Source organism: Bradyrhizobium lupini, assembly GCF_040939785.1.
GTDB classification, from domain to species: Bacteria; Pseudomonadota; Alphaproteobacteria; order Rhizobiales; family Xanthobacteraceae; genus Bradyrhizobium; species Bradyrhizobium canariense_D.
This window is the reverse complement of the sequence record NZ_CP162553.1, coordinates 1,339,113-1,354,844: the sequence shown is the minus strand read 5'-3', so window position 1 is coordinate 1,354,844 and position 15,732 is coordinate 1,339,113. Positions and strand designations below refer to the sequence as shown.

Annotated in this window: 12 protein-coding genes; 7 read left to right on the top strand and 5 right to left on the bottom strand. The window is 63.0% G+C overall.

From position 1 onward, the window contains the following. Positions 1 to 38: 38 nt before the first annotated feature. Positions 39 to 1,376: an epoxide hydrolase family protein gene (locus AB3L03_RS06755; RefSeq protein WP_247363440.1), complete on the bottom strand. Its 1,338-nt coding sequence runs from the start codon at positions 1,374 to 1,376 to the stop codon at positions 39 to 41. 633 nt (positions 1,377 to 2,009) lie between these two features. Between AB3L03_RS06755 and AB3L03_RS06750 the strand changes: the two genes are divergently transcribed. The 3 genes from AB3L03_RS06750 to AB3L03_RS06740 all read left to right on the top strand — a co-directional run bounded on the left by AB3L03_RS06750 (position 2,010) and on the right by AB3L03_RS06740 (position 3,623). Beyond that, positions 2,010 to 2,501, top strand: a complete 492-nt coding sequence (locus AB3L03_RS06750; protein ID WP_085352210.1) for a septal ring lytic transglycosylase RlpA family protein — start codon at positions 2,010 to 2,012, stop codon at positions 2,499 to 2,501. Between the two features lie 362 nt (positions 2,502 to 2,863). Next, positions 2,864 to 3,325: a hypothetical protein gene (locus tag AB3L03_RS06745; RefSeq protein ID WP_231188720.1), complete on the top strand. Its 462-nt coding sequence runs from the start codon at positions 2,864 to 2,866 to the stop codon at positions 3,323 to 3,325. A 49-nt stretch (positions 3,326 to 3,374) separates the two neighbouring features. Next, positions 3,375 to 3,623 (top strand): cupin domain-containing protein, encoded by a 249-nt coding sequence (locus tag AB3L03_RS06740; RefSeq protein WP_231188718.1) that lies wholly within the window; start codon positions 3,375 to 3,377, stop codon positions 3,621 to 3,623. 32 nt (positions 3,624 to 3,655) lie between these two features. Here AB3L03_RS06740 and AB3L03_RS06735 read toward each other — a convergent pair whose 3' ends face one another. From AB3L03_RS06735 to AB3L03_RS06725, 3 genes are all read right to left on the bottom strand, one after another. Next, a complete protein-coding gene (locus AB3L03_RS06735; protein WP_368509016.1) occupies positions 3,656 to 5,584 on the bottom strand; it encodes an AI-2E family transporter in 1,929 nt (642 codons plus the stop codon). A 169-nt stretch (positions 5,585 to 5,753) separates the two neighbouring features. Then, positions 5,754 to 6,068 carry a hypothetical protein gene (locus AB3L03_RS06730; protein ID WP_018456931.1) on the bottom strand — a complete coding sequence of 105 codons (315 nt, stop codon included), beginning with the start codon at positions 6,066 to 6,068 and terminating at the stop codon, positions 5,754 to 5,756. Positions 6,069 to 6,486: 418 nt separating this feature from the next. Then, on the bottom strand, positions 6,487 to 8,226 hold the full coding sequence (locus tag AB3L03_RS06725; protein ID WP_368508367.1) for a methyl-accepting chemotaxis protein: 1,740 nt from the start codon (positions 8,224 to 8,226) through the stop codon (positions 6,487 to 6,489). A 219-nt stretch (positions 8,227 to 8,445) separates the two neighbouring features. Between AB3L03_RS06725 and AB3L03_RS06720 the strand changes: the two genes are divergently transcribed. From AB3L03_RS06720 to AB3L03_RS06705, 4 genes are all read left to right on the top strand, one after another. Continuing rightward, positions 8,446 to 9,828: an ethanolamine ammonia-lyase subunit EutB gene (locus AB3L03_RS06720; RefSeq protein WP_204510662.1), complete on the top strand. Its 1,383-nt coding sequence runs from the start codon at positions 8,446 to 8,448 to the stop codon at positions 9,826 to 9,828. 151 nt (positions 9,829 to 9,979) lie between these two features. Continuing rightward, positions 9,980 to 11,566 (top strand): B12-binding domain-containing radical SAM protein, encoded by a 1,587-nt coding sequence (locus tag AB3L03_RS06715; RefSeq protein WP_085352431.1) that lies wholly within the window; start codon positions 9,980 to 9,982, stop codon positions 11,564 to 11,566. Positions 11,567 to 11,572: 6 nt separating this feature from the next. Further along, positions 11,573 to 12,358, top strand: a complete 786-nt coding sequence (eutC, locus tag AB3L03_RS06710) for an ethanolamine ammonia-lyase subunit EutC (protein ID WP_018456927.1) — start codon at positions 11,573 to 11,575, stop codon at positions 12,356 to 12,358. Positions 12,359 to 12,564: 206 nt separating this feature from the next. Continuing rightward, complete coding sequence (locus AB3L03_RS06705) at positions 12,565 to 14,931, top strand: RND family transporter (protein ID WP_018456926.1); 2,367 nt, start codon at positions 12,565 to 12,567, stop codon at positions 14,929 to 14,931. A gap of 121 nt (positions 14,932 to 15,052) precedes the next feature. On the opposite strand, the gene AB3L03_RS06700 is transcribed toward AB3L03_RS06705, so the two are convergent. Next, on the bottom strand, positions 15,053 to 15,550 hold the full coding sequence (locus tag AB3L03_RS06700; protein WP_018456925.1) for a hypothetical protein: 498 nt from the start codon (positions 15,548 to 15,550) through the stop codon (positions 15,053 to 15,055). Positions 15,551 to 15,732: the final 182 nt, after the last annotated feature.

Genomic DNA, 15,732 nt, shown 5'->3' with positions numbered 1-15,732 from the left:
GCGGCATGAACACCTTGCCGGCGGCGCCTTGACCACCGTCACTGGACCAGATGTGCGGGCCGAAGGGGCCTGAATGCGGCGCGCAGCTCGGCGGAGAAAAGCGCCGGCTGCTCCCAGGCAGCAAAATGACCGCCTTTGTCGACCTCGTGGAAGTAGGTCAGGTTGCGATAGGCGCGCCGGGCCCACGTCTCCGGGGCTTGATAGCTCTCGCCCGGGAAGACCGTGATGGCCACCGGCAGTGAGATCTCCGCAGTCTTCTCCGGACCTGCAAGGGCGGGACTGCGCCCGCTATATTCCCAGTAAAGTCGCGCCGAGGAGGTGGCGCTGTTCGTCAACCAGTACAGCGTGATGTCGTCCAGCACCTCGTCGCGGGATTTTTCGGAGTCGGTGTCGTCGAACTTCCAATGCGAGAAGCCGGGATGTCCGAGCATCCAGGCTGCCAGGCCCGCGGGAGAATCCGTCAAGCCGTAGCCGATCGTTTGCGGCCTCGTTCCCATCATCAGCGCGTAGGACCGGTTGCCCATCTTGCCGGCCGCACTGAATGCATCGAACGCCGCGCGTTCCTTGGCGGAGAGGTCTGCCGGAGCAGGCCCGCCGGCCGCGAGGATCGCGGCGATATCGGGCGGGACGATCGCCGGCAAGTTGATATGGATGCCGAGCAAGCCTGCCGGCGCCAGCCGTGCCATCGCACTCGAGACCGGCGAGCCCCAGTCGCCGCCCTGCGCGACATAGTGGGTGTAGCCCAGGCGCTTCATCAGTTCCGCCCAGATGCGCGCTGTGTGGTCGGGACCCCAACCGGTATCGACCGGCTTGCCGGAGAAGCCATAGCCGGGCATCGAGGGGATCACGACGTCGAACGCGTCCTCGGGCCGGCCCGCATGGGCCGTTGGATCGGTGAGTGGATCGATCAGCTTGAGCTGCTCGAATACCGATCCCGGCCAGCCATGGGTTATGACGACAGGCAGGGCATTGGGATGTTTGGAGCGGACATGAATGAAGTGGATGTCGATGCCGTCGATGTTGGTCATGAACTGCGGAAGTCGATTCATCTTCGCTTCGATCTTTCGCCAGTCGTAGGCCGTCCCCCAATAGTTGAGGAGGGACTGGAGCTTCGCCAGCGGGATACCTTGGGAGTGATCGGAAACAGTCTCGCGATCGGGCCATCGCGTCGCCAACACGCGCCGCCGAAGCTCGACCAAGTCCTCCTCCGGCACGGCAATGTGGAAGGGGCGAATTGTGCTTTCGCCCGCGGCCGCCGCTCCACGCAGCGGAAACACGCTCGTGGAAATCACCGCTGCAATTCCAACCGCTGCCGTGCTCAAAAGCGCGCGCCGGCTTCTGTCGATGGTGTTCTCGGAATTGTATGGCATCGGCATAGGACACCTTCCTGGCTTCAGGCGATCGGAGCCTGCGGAGCAGGGCAGTCCTTCGTCTGGCTCTGCAACATGGCTCGGAAGCTGGTCAATAGCTCGTTAAGGCTTGTTAGATGCTGTGAGCAGTTGCGTGATGCCGGGCAGGGTGAAGGAAGACAAGCTCAGCATTTCTGTCCCATGTCCGCTGACACGGACGGAGTGAACAAGCTGACGGGACTCTGTGCGCCGGCTCGTTGTCCGGGAACGCGTCAGCAGCGGGCCTCGCTGCGCAAGGACATCGCAAACTCTCTCTCTGCGACATCGCGCAAGCAAGCCTTCTCACGCTAGGTGGCTGCCTCCGCCGCAGCAATGATCGCTTCTGCCAAAACCAACGCCGATAAGGATGAAAACACGGTCAGGCAGGCGAGCGCATCGATTGGCCTGATTGGTGGCGCCGTAGAGTCATGCCGTCGCGCGATTTCACTGTCGCCCTCGTCGTCATGCTGTTGACGCAATGTCTGTCTTAGACGGCGACAAGTAAAACACGTGCTGGAACTGTTGGGGTTCCTACAAACGGTTCCGGAGCCAGGGGTTGGCTCGATCCGCAAAACGATTTGCGGCATCGGAACCGAACAATCGAAAATCACAGGAGATATAATGGGGTTCCGATCGAGCGCCGCAATCTGCGGCGCCGTGATTGCACTTGCCGTTTCCGTTTCTATTGCGCGATGTGAAGCTGGTGGGGTTCACTCAAGCGCTGTCGACAACGCCGCTTCCGGGGAAACGATCGTTGGCGCGGCATCCATGTACAATCCGTTCAAGCCAGGCAAAGAGGAGGGCGGCCCGAAGACGGCTTCCGGCGAGCGCTATGACCCCTCGGTCTGGTCGGCCGCCATCAAGACGAGCTTGCGCAAGAAATTCGGTGGGGTCCAATTTGGCGCGAAGCCGAAATACGCCCTCGTCGAGGCCGTCGGCAAGAAGGTCATCGTCAGGATAAATGACGTGGGACCGCTACGGCCCGGCCGCATCATCGACTTCAATGAGCGGACGATGCGCCATTTCGATCCGAGCCTGGAGCGCGGGGTCATTCCCGATGTCAAAGTTCGGCCGCTTGCTGGTGGCGATTGGACCCCCGGACCAGTTGGCTGAACCGTCGCACCAGGAGGTCGCGCAGCACGGCCCTTCCACAATAGGCGAAACGCTTCGATGGCTCTCCATGCGGTCGGCGAGGCGTTGCCCACCGGCGCGACGGTGGTCGGATGTTTGGGAAAACCGACATATCTCCATGCTCGACCAAAGCCGAATAGCGGAGTGAAATCTGCGCGTCTAGATTGAAAGAATGGAAAGGCAAGTGGGGCGGGCAGCCGTTGCTCCGGCGGTCTCATCAACTTGCCTTTTTCCGACGGTTTTTATCAGCGTTCTACGCCCACGCATGTTCGCCAGTATCGATGTCATTGCGAGGCAGTGCCACTGGAGCGGTGTGCGATTGCACGCAACCGCGGAGAACGCAGATGAGCAGCTTCCCTTGGCCCTTGTGGCAAAAGCACAAGAACAAATCGCTGGATCGTGCGGAGCCTCCTTCGGACAAGGTGGAGCCTTCGTCCGAACAGTTCGAAGGCGGGGGTCGGCGACACCTGCTGCAGGCGCTGTCCGTCTTCGCCGCCGGCAGCGCGTTGGGGGAGATGTCAAACCCCGCCGAAGCAAAAGACTCCAGTGATTTGCCACCTCCAAGACGTGCACTGACCGGCCGCGATGAAGCCGGCAAGTCGGTGTTGAAGTCTTTTGAGGTGACTCCAAAGCTGGTGGAAATCGATGCCAATCCAGGACTGACTTTCTATGAACTGTATATGACTGAGGGAGTGCCAGGACTGACTGGCCTGGAGCCGGATCCGATGTCGGCAGGAACGAAGGGCGTTTCCGGGGCCTGCGGGGACCATCTTTCGATTGATCTCGTATCCGCCGAAGCGTCCTGAAGGTTGGAAGCCGCCGCCTGGCGTCACGTTCGAGAGTGGGCTTAGAGAAATGTCGGACAAGATCCCCGGCATGGGAGATCATTTTGAGCGCGGCGCTCCAGGGATGCACACATCGGATACAATAGACTACGGAGTCGTGGTTCGCGGCGAGATGACGCTGGAATTGGACGACGGCCAGAAGGTCCATTTGCGTCAGGGTGATTGCATCGTGCAAAACGGAACGCGCCATCGCTGGCGCAACCCATTGCCCGAACCCTGCCTCATGGCGTTTGTTTCGATCGGCGGGAAGCGCGCCTGACGCGTGGAGACGCGGCGCCTCGTTGGCTGAAATCAGCCATGTCTAGCGTACAAACTGCTAAGCGGCCGTGATCTTCGAAGCCGGGCCTTCGGCTCCAGTGCCAAGGAGTCCACACCCGTCGCCTCTATGCAGAGTTTAAGCGCCCCGCCCAGAGTTGCAGCAGCCAGATCCGCCTTGGCACCTTCCCGCAGGCTTTCCAGCGCCGCTGGGTCGATGTCCTTCATCCAGCAACCCAGAATGATTGTGGCCTTCGGCAATTTACGGCGAAGGCGTCGCACCGAGTAACGCATGTGGGCGGGGCTGCTTGCATCCATATAGACGAGGCAGACAATGGCGACCCCGGTGGTCTCCAGCCGGAAGATATTCGCCGTCGATAGCGCTTCCGCTGCTTCAACTCGTGCCGACAAGCCATGCGCACCGGTCAGTTGAGCCAGCATGATCGCAGCGGCTTCGTCGATCGGATTTCGCCCGGCCACACAGAGGACGGGATGTTCGCCTTGCCATCCAGTGGGCAAGTCCTCCTTGCGCAGAACCCGCAGACTCTCATAAGGCGCGTCCTCAGCCACGCCCTCTATGGCAGATGTAGCTTCGACATCTGTGGTCGGGCCGACCTTCGGCGGCGGACGCTCATCCTGCTCCGAAATGTTATTGGCAAATTCCTGGACCGCATCCCTGATTTTGGTCAGCCGGTCGGGATCCAGAGCGCCGCGCTCGGCATCCGCTTGAGCCAGTTGCAGTCCTCGCAGGGCGACTTCGTCGTAATAGGAGCTGAGAGATCGCTCCTTCAAGAACTCCTCGGCTTTTGCAGATGCTTCTGTCGGGTCGCCGGCGAGCATCCGCTGATAGAATATCTCAGGCGGAGAGAGTGCTGGTCGGTCTCCAAACATGACGTCCAGGAACTCCAGCCGCTCGACATGGCGGCCCAGTACGACGAGACACACCGTGAGTGGTGTCGCCAGAACGAGGCCGATCGGACCCCAGAGCGCCGTCCAGAACGTCGCAGAAGCCACAACGGCCACCGGCGACAGTCCCGTGCTGTGTCCATAGACCATCGGCTCCAGCACATGGCCGACGACGGGCTCCACCACCACGAACAGCGCGATCGTCCAAAGCAGCATCGTCCAGGTTGGATCGACCGCGACCGCGAGAGCGAGAGGAAAGGCGGCGGCGATGACCGCCCCGATGTAGGGCACGAAGCGCAGCACTGCTGCCAGAATACCCCACAGGATCGCGCTTGGAACGCCGATCAGCCAGAGACCCATTCCGATGACGATGCCGAAGCTGCCGTTCACGAGAAGCTGGATAAGGAAAAGCCGGCTGAGGCGGCTCGCCGCGTCATCAAGGGCAGCCGTGGTGCGCTGCAGGTCATCCGAACCGGCCAGCCTGATCAGACGATTACGAAGATCCTCGCGTTGAAGCAAAATGAAGATCACGAATATGACGATGATCCCGGTCGTTGCGAGCGGATGAAGCAAGGGTGAAATCAGCGTTTGCAAGCTCTCCAGCGCGCCGGGATCGGGCTGAAGCACTTCCACAGGAACGGGCCTCGGCGCGGCCGCTTTCGGAGCTGCTATGGTCCCCAACGAATTCGTGGCCTCCTTGGGCTTGTCGAGTTCTTTGCTGAGGTCCTTCAACATGCTCGAAGCCCGCTCGAGCGTGCCTCGACCAGCGGTGGTCTCACGGAAGGATTGGATCTTCTCGCTTATTGTGGACTGATATCGCGGCAAATCGCCAGCCAGCTGCGTGAGTTGGGTAGCAAGGAGACTGCCCATCGCAAATATGAATGCGAAGGCGATCACGACCACGCTCACCACAGCCAAACTGCGTGGAATGCGCAGACGCTGAACCAGTCGAACCAGGGGCGCCAGCACGAAGCTGAGCAAGACGGCCAGCGCTATGGGGATGATGATCTCGCGACCATAATACAGCACCATGACAATGATCGCGGCGAGAATGGCCATCGCCACGGCGCTCAATAGCGAAATCAATTCTTCCGGTGTTCGTGCTTTGAATGGCTGCCTGATCACAGCTCCTCGCTAGGCCGGGAAAAGCGGCGAGTTTGTTGACGTCCAGTGAGTTCAAAAAAGCCGCGGATTGCTCCGCGGCTTTTGCATTCACAGGATTCGTATCTCAGTAGCGGTCGGTGCCGATCCCGACGCTCACGCCGGGAGCGCGGAAGCCGATGCCGCTGCGCTCTTCATAGCCGCGCCGCTCGATGTAGCGCTCGCGAGGCGCATATCCGTAGGAATCGCGCCCTTCGCGGATGATGACACGGCGTTCGCCGCGCTCACGCCAGCAACGACCGTCTTCGTTGCAGACCATGCGCACGTTCTGAATGTTGCTGTCCGGAGCGACAGACAGGGTGGGAGACAGCGGGGCTGCAGCAGCGGCGGTCACGAGAAGGGTACTTGCTGCGGCCGCCAGAGCGGCTGTGAAAAATTTCATCGTGTTTCTCCCAAATGTGATGTGTCAGTGAGGCAATAGACTGGGAACCCAATGGTTCCATGGCTGAACAGATATCGTCAGCTGCCGCCATTCTGTTCGCAGGCATTCCCTGCCCGAAAGACAGGTGAACTCGCCATGATTGGCGATCATGACCTGGAAGATGGGATTGCGGAGAGAGGCATCGCGCGGTCTCTGTGAAGATCGGCTTCGAGATCCTGCCGGCCCAGCGCGGAAAGCTCCAACATTGACATCATGCTCCTGTTTTGCCCGACGGAGCAAGTAGATTCGTCAAATCCGCAGAAGACGGGGCGGTAGCCAAGCCATTGAAATCGCTGTCCCCGGCTACTGTGCATGGGGTTGTTTTCGCGTTTTTGATGGAGCGACCCCACCGCCGGCTCTGTTGGCGATGGACGTGCGGCTACCCGGCCTTGGCGATGCGGCCGTCCGCCGCGCCTGCGCGCAGGTTCTGGAAGAACTTCTCCACCTCGCGCGACAGCGTCTCCGCCGTCTCGGTCACGCTGCTCGCAGCCCTCAGCACCGAGGAGGCTGCAGTATCGGTCTCGCCGATGGCGTCGCGGAGCGAGCTGATGTTGGCGACGAGGGTCTCGTTGCCTTGGGCAGCCGATTGCGCGTTGGACGAGATCTCGCGCGTGGCGGCGTCCTGCTGGCCGATGGCGCCGGCGATCGCCGAGGTGACGTCGTTGATCTCGCGCACCGCGCCGCCGATCTCGCGGACGGCGTCGACCGCGTTGCGGGTGGAGGACTGGATCATCGAGACGTTTTCGCTGATGTCGGCGGTCGCTTTCGCGGTCTGCCCCGCGAGCGCCTTCACTTCGTGTGCGACGACGGCAAAGCCGCGGCCAGCATCGCCCGCGCGCGCCGCTTCGATGGTGGCATTGAGCGCGAGCAGATTGGTCTGCTCGGCGATCGCCTGGATCAGGCTGAGCACGCCGTCGATGCGTTGCGTGGCGGCCGCCAGGCTCTCGATCTCGGCAATCGATTTCTCGGTGCGCTGCCCGGTCTGCTCGACCGCGCTGGCGGATTGCCGCACCTGCCGGCCGATCTCCACCACCGACGCAGACAGCTCCTCGGCCGCGCCTGCCACCGCCGTGACGTTGTGCGATGCCTGTTCGGTGGCGTTCGCCGCCGTGCCGGCGCGACTGCTCGCGTCCGCGGTGACGCGGGTGATGGTCTGCGCCGTCTCGCGCATGACGGAGGCGTTGTCGCTGAGGCCGCGCATGATCGCGCCGATCGCCTCGCGAAACGCGTCGACGGATTGCTCGATGTGGCGGGCGCGCTCCTCGCGCGCGGCGGAGTCCTGCGAGACCTGCGAGGCGAGGTTGCGGTTGCGCCCCATCGCGTCCTGGAAGATCTGGATCGCGCGCGCCAGTGCGCCGATCTCGTCGGCGCGGTCAGAGTGGGGCACCACGACGTTCTCGGCGCCGTCAGCGACCTGCTTGATGGTCGCGGTGATGGCGGAGAGCGGGCGTGCGATCGAGCGGGCGATGATGACGATGCCGATCACGACGAGGGCGAGCGCCACGCCGGCGAGGCAGGTCAGGACGAAGGACAGGATGCGATTGGTCTCGGTCTCGTGCGCGATTTGCCTCGCGCGCTCGGAATAGACTTTGGACAGCGCCTCGAGATCCTTGTTCAGCGCCGAGCGCACGGCGCGGTTGGCCTCGTTGTCGCCCCATTCGCGGCCCGCGGCCGCATTGATCTCGACGCCGCGGCGCACCAGCTCCTTGCGAAACTCGACGAACTGCTCGATGCGCTTCTTGAAGGTGGCGAACTGTTCGGCATCGTCAGCCTTGACGATGGTCTCCCAGCGCTTCACGACGTCGAGGATCTGGGCGTTGAACTTGAGCAGGCCCTCGCCGTATTTCTTCACCACGGCCGGTTCGGTCGACATGTAGACGCCGCGTGATTCCATCACGACCGCATAGACCAGCGAGTTGACCCGCTCAACGTTCAGCGCGGCGGCGTTCGCGGTCTCGATCGCGGTGGTCAGCTCGGCACCGCGGCGGCTGTTGTAGTCGGACAGCATCGCGATCGCGGCCGTGAGCAGCGCGAACAGCGCGAAGATCGCGTAGAGCTTGTTGGCAAGCGTGAAGCGGCCGGCGAGGCCGGCGGCATTCCCAGATTGGTCGGTTTTCATGGTTTCAGGGGCCCGAATGGCCGGGAGCGGCCGGAGAGCGCAGTCGTACAAATCAATGCAAAACTATGCAGAATGAAGATGGACGCGGCGTTAACGCCGGGTTTGGCCTCCTTCGCCCTCGGTCGAAAGAAAGGTCGATATTTCAGCGTCTTGATCTGAAGGTATAGTCTTGGGATTGCCCTGGAGTCGGCCTTTGGCCGACGAACCCCGGAGAGACCCTTGGTCTACCGCCACACCATCGACGCCACGACGTACACGTTCCCGGATTTGCGCGACCTGCTCGCCAAGGCGACGCCGCCGCGCTCCGGTGACCGGCTGGCCGGGATCGCCGCCGCCAGTGCCGAACAGATGATCGCGGCGCGGATGGTGCTGGCCGACGTCCCTCTCGGGCAGTTCTTACAGGAAGCCGTCATCCCCTATGAGACCGACGAGGTCACCCGCCTCGTTATCGACAGCCACGACGCCAAGGCGTTCGCGCCGGTGGCTTCGCTGACGGTCGGCGCCTTTCGCGACTGGCTGCTATCGGACGCCGCGACGCCCGAAATCCTACGCAAGCTGGCCGGCGGCATCACCCCGGAGATGGCGGCGGCGGTGTCGAAGCTGATGCGCAACCAGGATTTGATCCTGGCGGCGCGGAAATGCGAGGTCACCACCGCTTTCCGCAACACCATCGGTCTGAAGGGCCGGATGAGCACCCGGCTCCAGCCCAACCATCCCTTCGACGACGCCAGAGGGATCACCGCCTCCATCCTCGACGGCATCCTGCTCGGCGCCGGCGATGCCTGCATCGGCATCAACCCGGCGAGCGACGACCCGGCCGTGATCGGCCAATTGCTGCGGCTGCTCGACGAGGTCATCGCGCGGCTGAAGATCCCGACCCAGGCCTGCGTGCTGACCCATGTCACCACGACGCTGTCGCTGATCGGGCAGGGGGCGCCGGTCGACCTCGTGTTCCAGTCGGTCGCCGGCACCGAGGCCGCCAACCGCAGTTTCGGCGTCGACCTCGCGCTCCTCAAGGAGGCCCAAGAGGCCGGGCTGTCGCAGAAGCGCGGCACGGTCGGGCAGAACGTGATGTATTTCGAGACCGGGCAGGGCTCGGCGCTATCGGCCAATGCCCATCACGGCGTCGACCAGCAGACCTGCGAGGCCCGCGCCTATGCGGTGGCCCGCGCCTTTGCGCCCCTCCTGGTCAACAGCGTGGTTGGCTTCATCGGCCCGGAATATCTCTACGACGGCAAGGAAATCATCCGGGCCGGGCTGGAGGATCACTTTTGCGGCAAGCTGCTCGGCCTGCCGCTTGGGATCGACATCTGCTACACCAACCACGCCGAGGCGGACCAGGACGACATGGACAATCTGCTGACGCTGCTTGCGGCCGCCGGCGTCACCTTCATCATGGGTGTCCCCGGCGCCGATGACGTCATGCTGAACTATCAGTCCACGTCTTTTCACGACGCGCTCTATGTCCGCGACGTCTTCGGATTGCGTCGTGCGCCGGAATTCGACGACTGGCTGGTGCGGTCGGGCATTGCGGGCCCCGATTTCCGTCTTGCCGGCGATGCAGGCCTGCTGCCCGATTTTGCCTCACGGTTGATCGCGTGACGTGGCGGAAGCACCCGGTGGCCCGAGGAAACCATTGGTGCCCAAGGGAATTAAGCTCTGCCACAATATTGAGAAATTCCGGCGGCAGCATTACGCTATGTAGCTGTCTGGCAATTTCCGCAGCTAAGTCGAGCGTGGCGGGGGAGCTTTGATGCGAGCTGAAAGTAACGGGACGTCCCGGCGGATTCTCTGCGTGTTTCCGCGATACACATCGTCGTTCGGGACGTTCGAGCATTCCTACCCACTAACCGATGGCGTCCGCGCCTTCATGCCGCCGCAGGGACTTTTGCTGCTCGCGGCCTATCTGCCCGAGGAATGGCAGGTCAAATTCGTCGACGAGAACCTTCGCCGTACGACCAGAGAAGAGTTCGAATGGGCCGAGGCGGTCTTCGTCAGCGGCATGCACATCCAGCGCCAGCAGATGAACGATATCTGCCGCCGCGCCCACGAGTTCGATCTGCCGGTCGCGCTCGGCGGCCCCTCCGTCAGCGCCTGCCCGAACTACTATCCATCCTTCGACTATCTCCATGTCGGCGAGCTCGGCGACGCCACCAATCAGCTGCTCGAGATACTGTCGCGCGACATCTCGCGTCCCGAGACCCAGGTGGTTCTGACCACCAAGGACCGCGTGCCGATGACGGAGTTTCCGATCCCGGCCTACGAGCTCGCCGACGTGAAGAAATACTTCCTCGGCAGCATCCAGTATTCCAGCGGCTGTCCGTATCAGTGCGAGTTCTGCGACATCCCCGGCCTCTATGGCCGCAACCCGCGCCTCAAGTCGCCGGAGCAGATCATCGCCGAACTCGACCGCCTGCGGGAATGCGGCATGACCGACACGGTCTATTTCGTCGACGACAATTTCATCGGCAACCGCAAGGCGGCGCTCGACCTCCTGCCGCATCTGATCGAATGGCAGAAGAGGACCGGCTACATGGTGCGGCTCGCCTGCGAGGCGACGCTCAACATCGCCAAGCGGCCGGAAATCCTCGAGAAGATGCGCGAGGCCTATTTCGTCACCATCTTCTGCGGCATCGAGACGCCCGACCCCGATGCGCTGAAGGCGATGCACAAGGACCACAACATGATGGTCCCGATCCTCGAGGGCGTGCAAACCATCAACTCCTACGGCATGGAGGTCGTGTCCGGCATCATCATGGGGCTCGACACCGACAAGCCGAACACTTCGGAGGCGCTGCTCGCCTTTGTCGAGGAGTCCCGAATTCCGCTGCTCACGATCAACCTGCTTCAGGCGTTGCCGAAGACGCCGCTGTGGGACCGTCTGGAGCGCGAGGGGCGCCTGGTCGAGGACGACGGGCGCGATTCCAATGTTGACTTCCTGTTGCCCTACGACGACGTCGTTGCGTCCTGGAAGCACGCCATGGCCGTCGCCTACGAGCCCGAGAAGGTCTACGGGCGCTTCCAGTATCAATGCGACCACGTTTACGTGCACCGCCTCAAGATGCCAACGCCGGACGAGATGAAGACCTGGACCAACATCAGGCGCGGCCTCGTCATGCTGCGAAACATCTTCTGGAAGGTCGGCGTGCTCGGCGACTACAAGCGCGTGTTCTGGAAGTTCGCGCTGGGCCGCATCAAGCGCGGCGATCTCGAAGGCCTGATCGGCTGCACCCTGATCGCGCACCATCTCATCACCTTTGCGCGGGCGGCCTCGACCGGCCAGCAGAACGCCTCGAACTATTCGATCCGGCTACGCGAGGCCTCCGTTCCCGCCGAATGACACAACATGTCTGATCCGGCCATCCCGCGTCGTCCGACCCTCGATCTGCGGTCGCTTACGCCCGCGCGCGTCGCGCTCGGGCGCAGCGGCGCGAGCCTGCCGACGCGGGCATTGCTCGATTTCACACTGGACCACGCCCGCGCCCGCGATGCCGTACACGCCGTGTTCGATGCGCCGCGGCTGGTCGCGGATCTCTGCGCGCTTGGCCTCGTCGTCACCGAGGCGAACAGCCGGGCGGTCGACCGCGGGGACTATCTGCGGCGGCCCGATCTGGGCAGACGGCTCGATGCCGGATCAGCCGAGTCCTTGGCGCGGAGCGCCTCGGAGCCGTGCCAACTCGCACTCGTGATTGGCGACGGCCTGTCGGCGGCGGCGGTCCACGCCCATGCGGCCGCGCTGGTGATGCGCCTGCTGCCGTTGCTCGCGGCCGACGATGGTGTCGCGATCGGCCATGTCGTCGTCGCCTCAGGCGCGCGCGTCGCGCTCGGCGACGAGATCGGCGCCATTCTCGGCGCGCGCATGGTCGCGATGCTGATCGGCGAGCGGCCGGGCCTGTCGGCGCCCGACAGTCTCGGCGCCTATCTAACTTTCGCCCCCAAGCCGGGTCGCACTGATGCCGAGCGCAATTGCGTGTCGAACATCCACAAGGCCGGGTTGAGCTATGACGAGGCCGCCTTCAAGATCGCCTGGCTGGTCCGCGAGGGGCTCGCGCGGGAAGTGACCGGTGTGGCGCTGAAGGACGAGAGCGCAGACCGCGCGCCGCGTCGAATTGGCACGGCTTTGCCCGAATGAAGGGCATTAAGGCAAAATCGCCACATCTTGATCGATTCGGCCACACTCCGCCTGCTTGCGAGAAGGGCGATTGACCTGCTAAACCCCTCGCAGCGATTTTCTGCGCATTTTCAAAGGGCAAGCCTCCCATTGGTATGGCATTTTCAAGCCGTTCGCGGGGCGCGACAAGCTCACAGACCCGAGCCGATTTAGGAACTGGACAAGGCATGCTCGAAAAGCACAGCGAGAGTGAGGTTCATGTCGACAAGGTCGAGCAGGGACCTGCGTCCTCGATCGCCTTCGGGCTGGAGCGCATCGGGCTGATCGCAGTCCGGGCGCCCATCGTCTCCTGCGTCGTCCTGCTCGTGCTAATCGTCGGCGCCGTGTTCGGCATCCACCGGATCAAGATCGACGATTCGCTCTCGCAGCTGTTCCGGTCCAACACGCCGGAATTCCGCCAGTACGAAGCGGTGACCAAGAAGTTCCCGGCCGAGGAATTCGACGTCCTCGTCGTAGTCGAGGGCAAGACCCTGCTGGCCCGGAACAACCTCGAGAAGCTGCGCGACTTCGTCACCGACATGCAGCTGGTCGAGGGTACGCGCGGACTGGTCTCGCTGTTCTCCGCGCGTCAGGCGCCCGCTCCGGGCAAGCTTCCCGCCGCACTGTTCCCGCCCGAGCTGCCCGAGGGCGAGGCCTATGACAAGTTCATCGAGGGCGTCAAAGCCAACGAGATCATCCGCGGCAAGCTGTTGTCCGAGGACGGCACGCTGGCGCTGATCGTACTGTCGCTCGATCCGGAGGTGGTCGCCTCCAACAAGCTGACCAAGACCGTCGCCGACATCCGCGCGCTGATAAAGGAAGACCTCAGTGACACCGGGCTCAACGTGCAGCTTTCCGGCGTGCCGGTGATGCAGCTCGAGATCCGCAACGCGGTCGAGCGCGACGGGCTCACCTACAACATCCTCGGCATTCTCGCCGGCTGTGTCATCGCCATCATCTTCTTCCGCAAAATCTCGTTCATGGTGGCGGCGGCGTTCCCGCCGATGATCGCGATCCTGCTGGCGCTCGGCGCGCTCGGCTGGGCCAATTTCAATCTCAACATGTTCCTGAACGTGATGACGCCGCTCATCATGGTCATCAGCTTCTCGGACTCGATGCAGCTCACCTTCGCCGCGCGCGACCGGCTGATCGCGGGCCAGGACAAGTTCACCGCATTCAAGAACGCGGTGCTGGTGGTGGGACCGGCCTGCGTGCTGACGCACGGCACCGCAGGCATTTCCTTCATCGCGCTCCAGTTCTCCGACTCCGATCTGATCCGCAAGTTCGGCGAGGCGGGTCTCGCCGCCACCATCATCGCGCTGGTTGCGGTGTTGTCGCTCGTGCCGGTGTTCGGCGTGCTGCTCGTGCGCAACGAGAAGGTCTTTGCGACCAAGTTCCAGAGCGCGGATGCCGGCGTACAAGCGCTGCGTAATTTCTGCTACTGGATCGCGGTGCGCATGGTGGGCCGTCCCGGCCTGTTCAGCCTGATCGCGGTGGTGTTCGTGGCGGGCCTCGGCGTCATCTACGCAAATCTGGAGCCGCGCTACCGGCTCGCCGACCAGGTGCCGGACAAGCGCCAAGCGGTCGCGGCCAGCGACCGGCTCGACGCCAAGCTCACCGGCGCCAACCCGGTCAACGTTCTGATCCAGTTCCCCAAGGGTGAATCGCTCTATTCGCCGGAGACGCTGCAGACCATCGCGGACGTGCACGCGACGGTGGAGAAGGCCGCCGGTGTCGGCAATGTCTGGTCGGTCGAGACCCTGCGCCGCTGGCTCGCGGACAAGGCCGGCAGCGCCGACGTCGCGACCCTGAAGGAATATGTCAGCGTCATTCCGGAGCATCTGGTGCGCCGGTTCATCGATGCCGAGCAGGACGCGGTCGTGGTCGCAGGTCGCGTGCCGGACAAGGATTCCAGCCAGCTCCTGCCGATCGTCGACAAGCTCGATACCGAGCTCGACGCCGTCCGCAAGAAGCATCCCGGCTATGAAGTGGCGGTCACGGGTCTTGCCGCGATTGCCGCGCGCAATTCGGCCGGCATGATCGAGAAGCTCAACCGCGGGCTCACCGTCGAATTCGCGCTGGTCGCGATTTTCATCGGCCTTGCCTTCCGTTCCTGGGTCGTGATGTTCGCCTGCATCCTGCCGGGCATCTTCCCCGTCGTGATGTCGGGAACAGTGCTGTGGGCGATGGACGAGGGACTGCAATTTGCCAGTGTCGTAGCTCTGACCGTTTCGTTCGGCCTGGGCTTAAGCGCCACCATCCACTTCCTCAACCGCCTCAGGCTCGAGAGCAAGCCGGGCGTCGGCTCGGCGCTCGCAGTGGAGCGCGCGACCGTGCTGGTCGGCCCGGCGTTGATCCTGACCACGTTGGTGCTGGCCTGCGGTCTCGTCGTCACGGTGTTCTCCGATCTGCCGTCGCTACGGCTGTTCGGCTGGCTCAGCGCCTTCTCGATGGTGATGGCGCTCGTCGCCGACCTCTTCATCCTGCGGCCGACGGCGATGTGGTTGATCAATCTGCACGCCAAGCTTCAGGGCACCGACAAGCCGGCGATCTGAGCGGCTGCATCCATCGGACACGGAATCGGCGCGGTCCGGACGATTGCGCCGCGCCTCCGAAAAACAACAAGCCCCGGTTCGCGAGAACCGGGGCTTGTCGCTTTCGAAGCGGTAAGAGCTGTCAGCCCTTCGTCATCGTGATGTTGACGCCGCGAATCTCGCCCTTGGATGAGATCTGCACCGTCTGCTTGGTGCCGTTGGTGCGCAGCGACAAATTGGCGGCAAATCCGTTGGCCTCGACGAACACCTCGATCTGGCCGCCACCGGCGGTGCCTTGGAGATTGCCGAAGATGTTGCGGTTGGTCTCGCTCCAATTGCCGGAGATGCGCTCGCCTTGGCTGGTCACATCGCTGGTGAGGTCGAACTTGTAGCTGTCGGAGGCGCAGTGCAACGCCTGCTTGAGACTGAGACCGGTGCCGGCAACCTTGTAGTCCGCCTTGCAGCGGATGCGCTCGGTCGAGCCGTCGGACAGCGACACCGTACCCGTCCCGGTCCATGCGCCCTCGAAACCTGCAAACGGTCCGGACGACTGAGCCTGACTTGTCGAAACCGAGAAGAGCAGCGCAGCGCCGATGCCGGCCGCCTTGATTGCCAGTTCAGTCCGTCCAAAGAATTTCATCTCAAAATATCCCGTTTAGAACGACGTCCGCTTCTCACGAAGAACGTCTCGCCACATCGAAAGTTTAGTGTTCCGAGCCAGTGACAGGTTCAATGCCCGACTGCCAGAGATGGCAGTTCACGACGCCTTGCGCCATGCTTCCACCTCTCGATTTGTCGTATTTCGGCATGTTTCTTGGTCCC

Coding starts and splice junctions, on each gene's coding strand:
- AB3L03_RS06725 (WP_368508367.1), bottom strand. CDS start 8,226: ATGAAAACCGACCAATCTGGGAATGCCGCCGGCCTCGCCGGCCGCTTC.
- AB3L03_RS06700 (WP_018456925.1), bottom strand. CDS start 15,550: ATGAAATTCTTTGGACGGACTGAACTGGCAATCAAGGCGGCCGGCATC.
- AB3L03_RS06740 (WP_231188718.1), top strand. CDS start 3,375: ATGTCGGACAAGATCCCCGGCATGGGAGATCATTTTGAGCGCGGCGCT.
- eutC (WP_018456927.1), top strand. CDS start 11,573: ATGTCTGATCCGGCCATCCCGCGTCGTCCGACCCTCGATCTGCGGTCG.
- AB3L03_RS06705 (WP_018456926.1), top strand. CDS start 12,565: ATGCTCGAAAAGCACAGCGAGAGTGAGGTTCATGTCGACAAGGTCGAG.
- AB3L03_RS06750 (WP_085352210.1), top strand. CDS start 2,010: ATGGGGTTCCGATCGAGCGCCGCAATCTGCGGCGCCGTGATTGCACTT.
- AB3L03_RS06715 (WP_085352431.1), top strand. CDS start 9,980: ATGCGAGCTGAAAGTAACGGGACGTCCCGGCGGATTCTCTGCGTGTTT.
- AB3L03_RS06735 (WP_368509016.1), bottom strand. CDS start 5,584: ATGGCCATTCTCGCCGCGATCATTGTCATGGTGCTGTATTATGGTCGC.
- AB3L03_RS06755 (WP_247363440.1), bottom strand. CDS start 1,376: ATGCCGATGCCATACAATTCCGAGAACACCATCGACAGAAGCCGGCGC.
- AB3L03_RS06730 (WP_018456931.1), bottom strand. CDS start 6,068: ATGAAATTTTTCACAGCCGCTCTGGCGGCCGCAGCAAGTACCCTTCTC.
- AB3L03_RS06745 (WP_231188720.1), top strand. CDS start 2,864: ATGAGCAGCTTCCCTTGGCCCTTGTGGCAAAAGCACAAGAACAAATCG.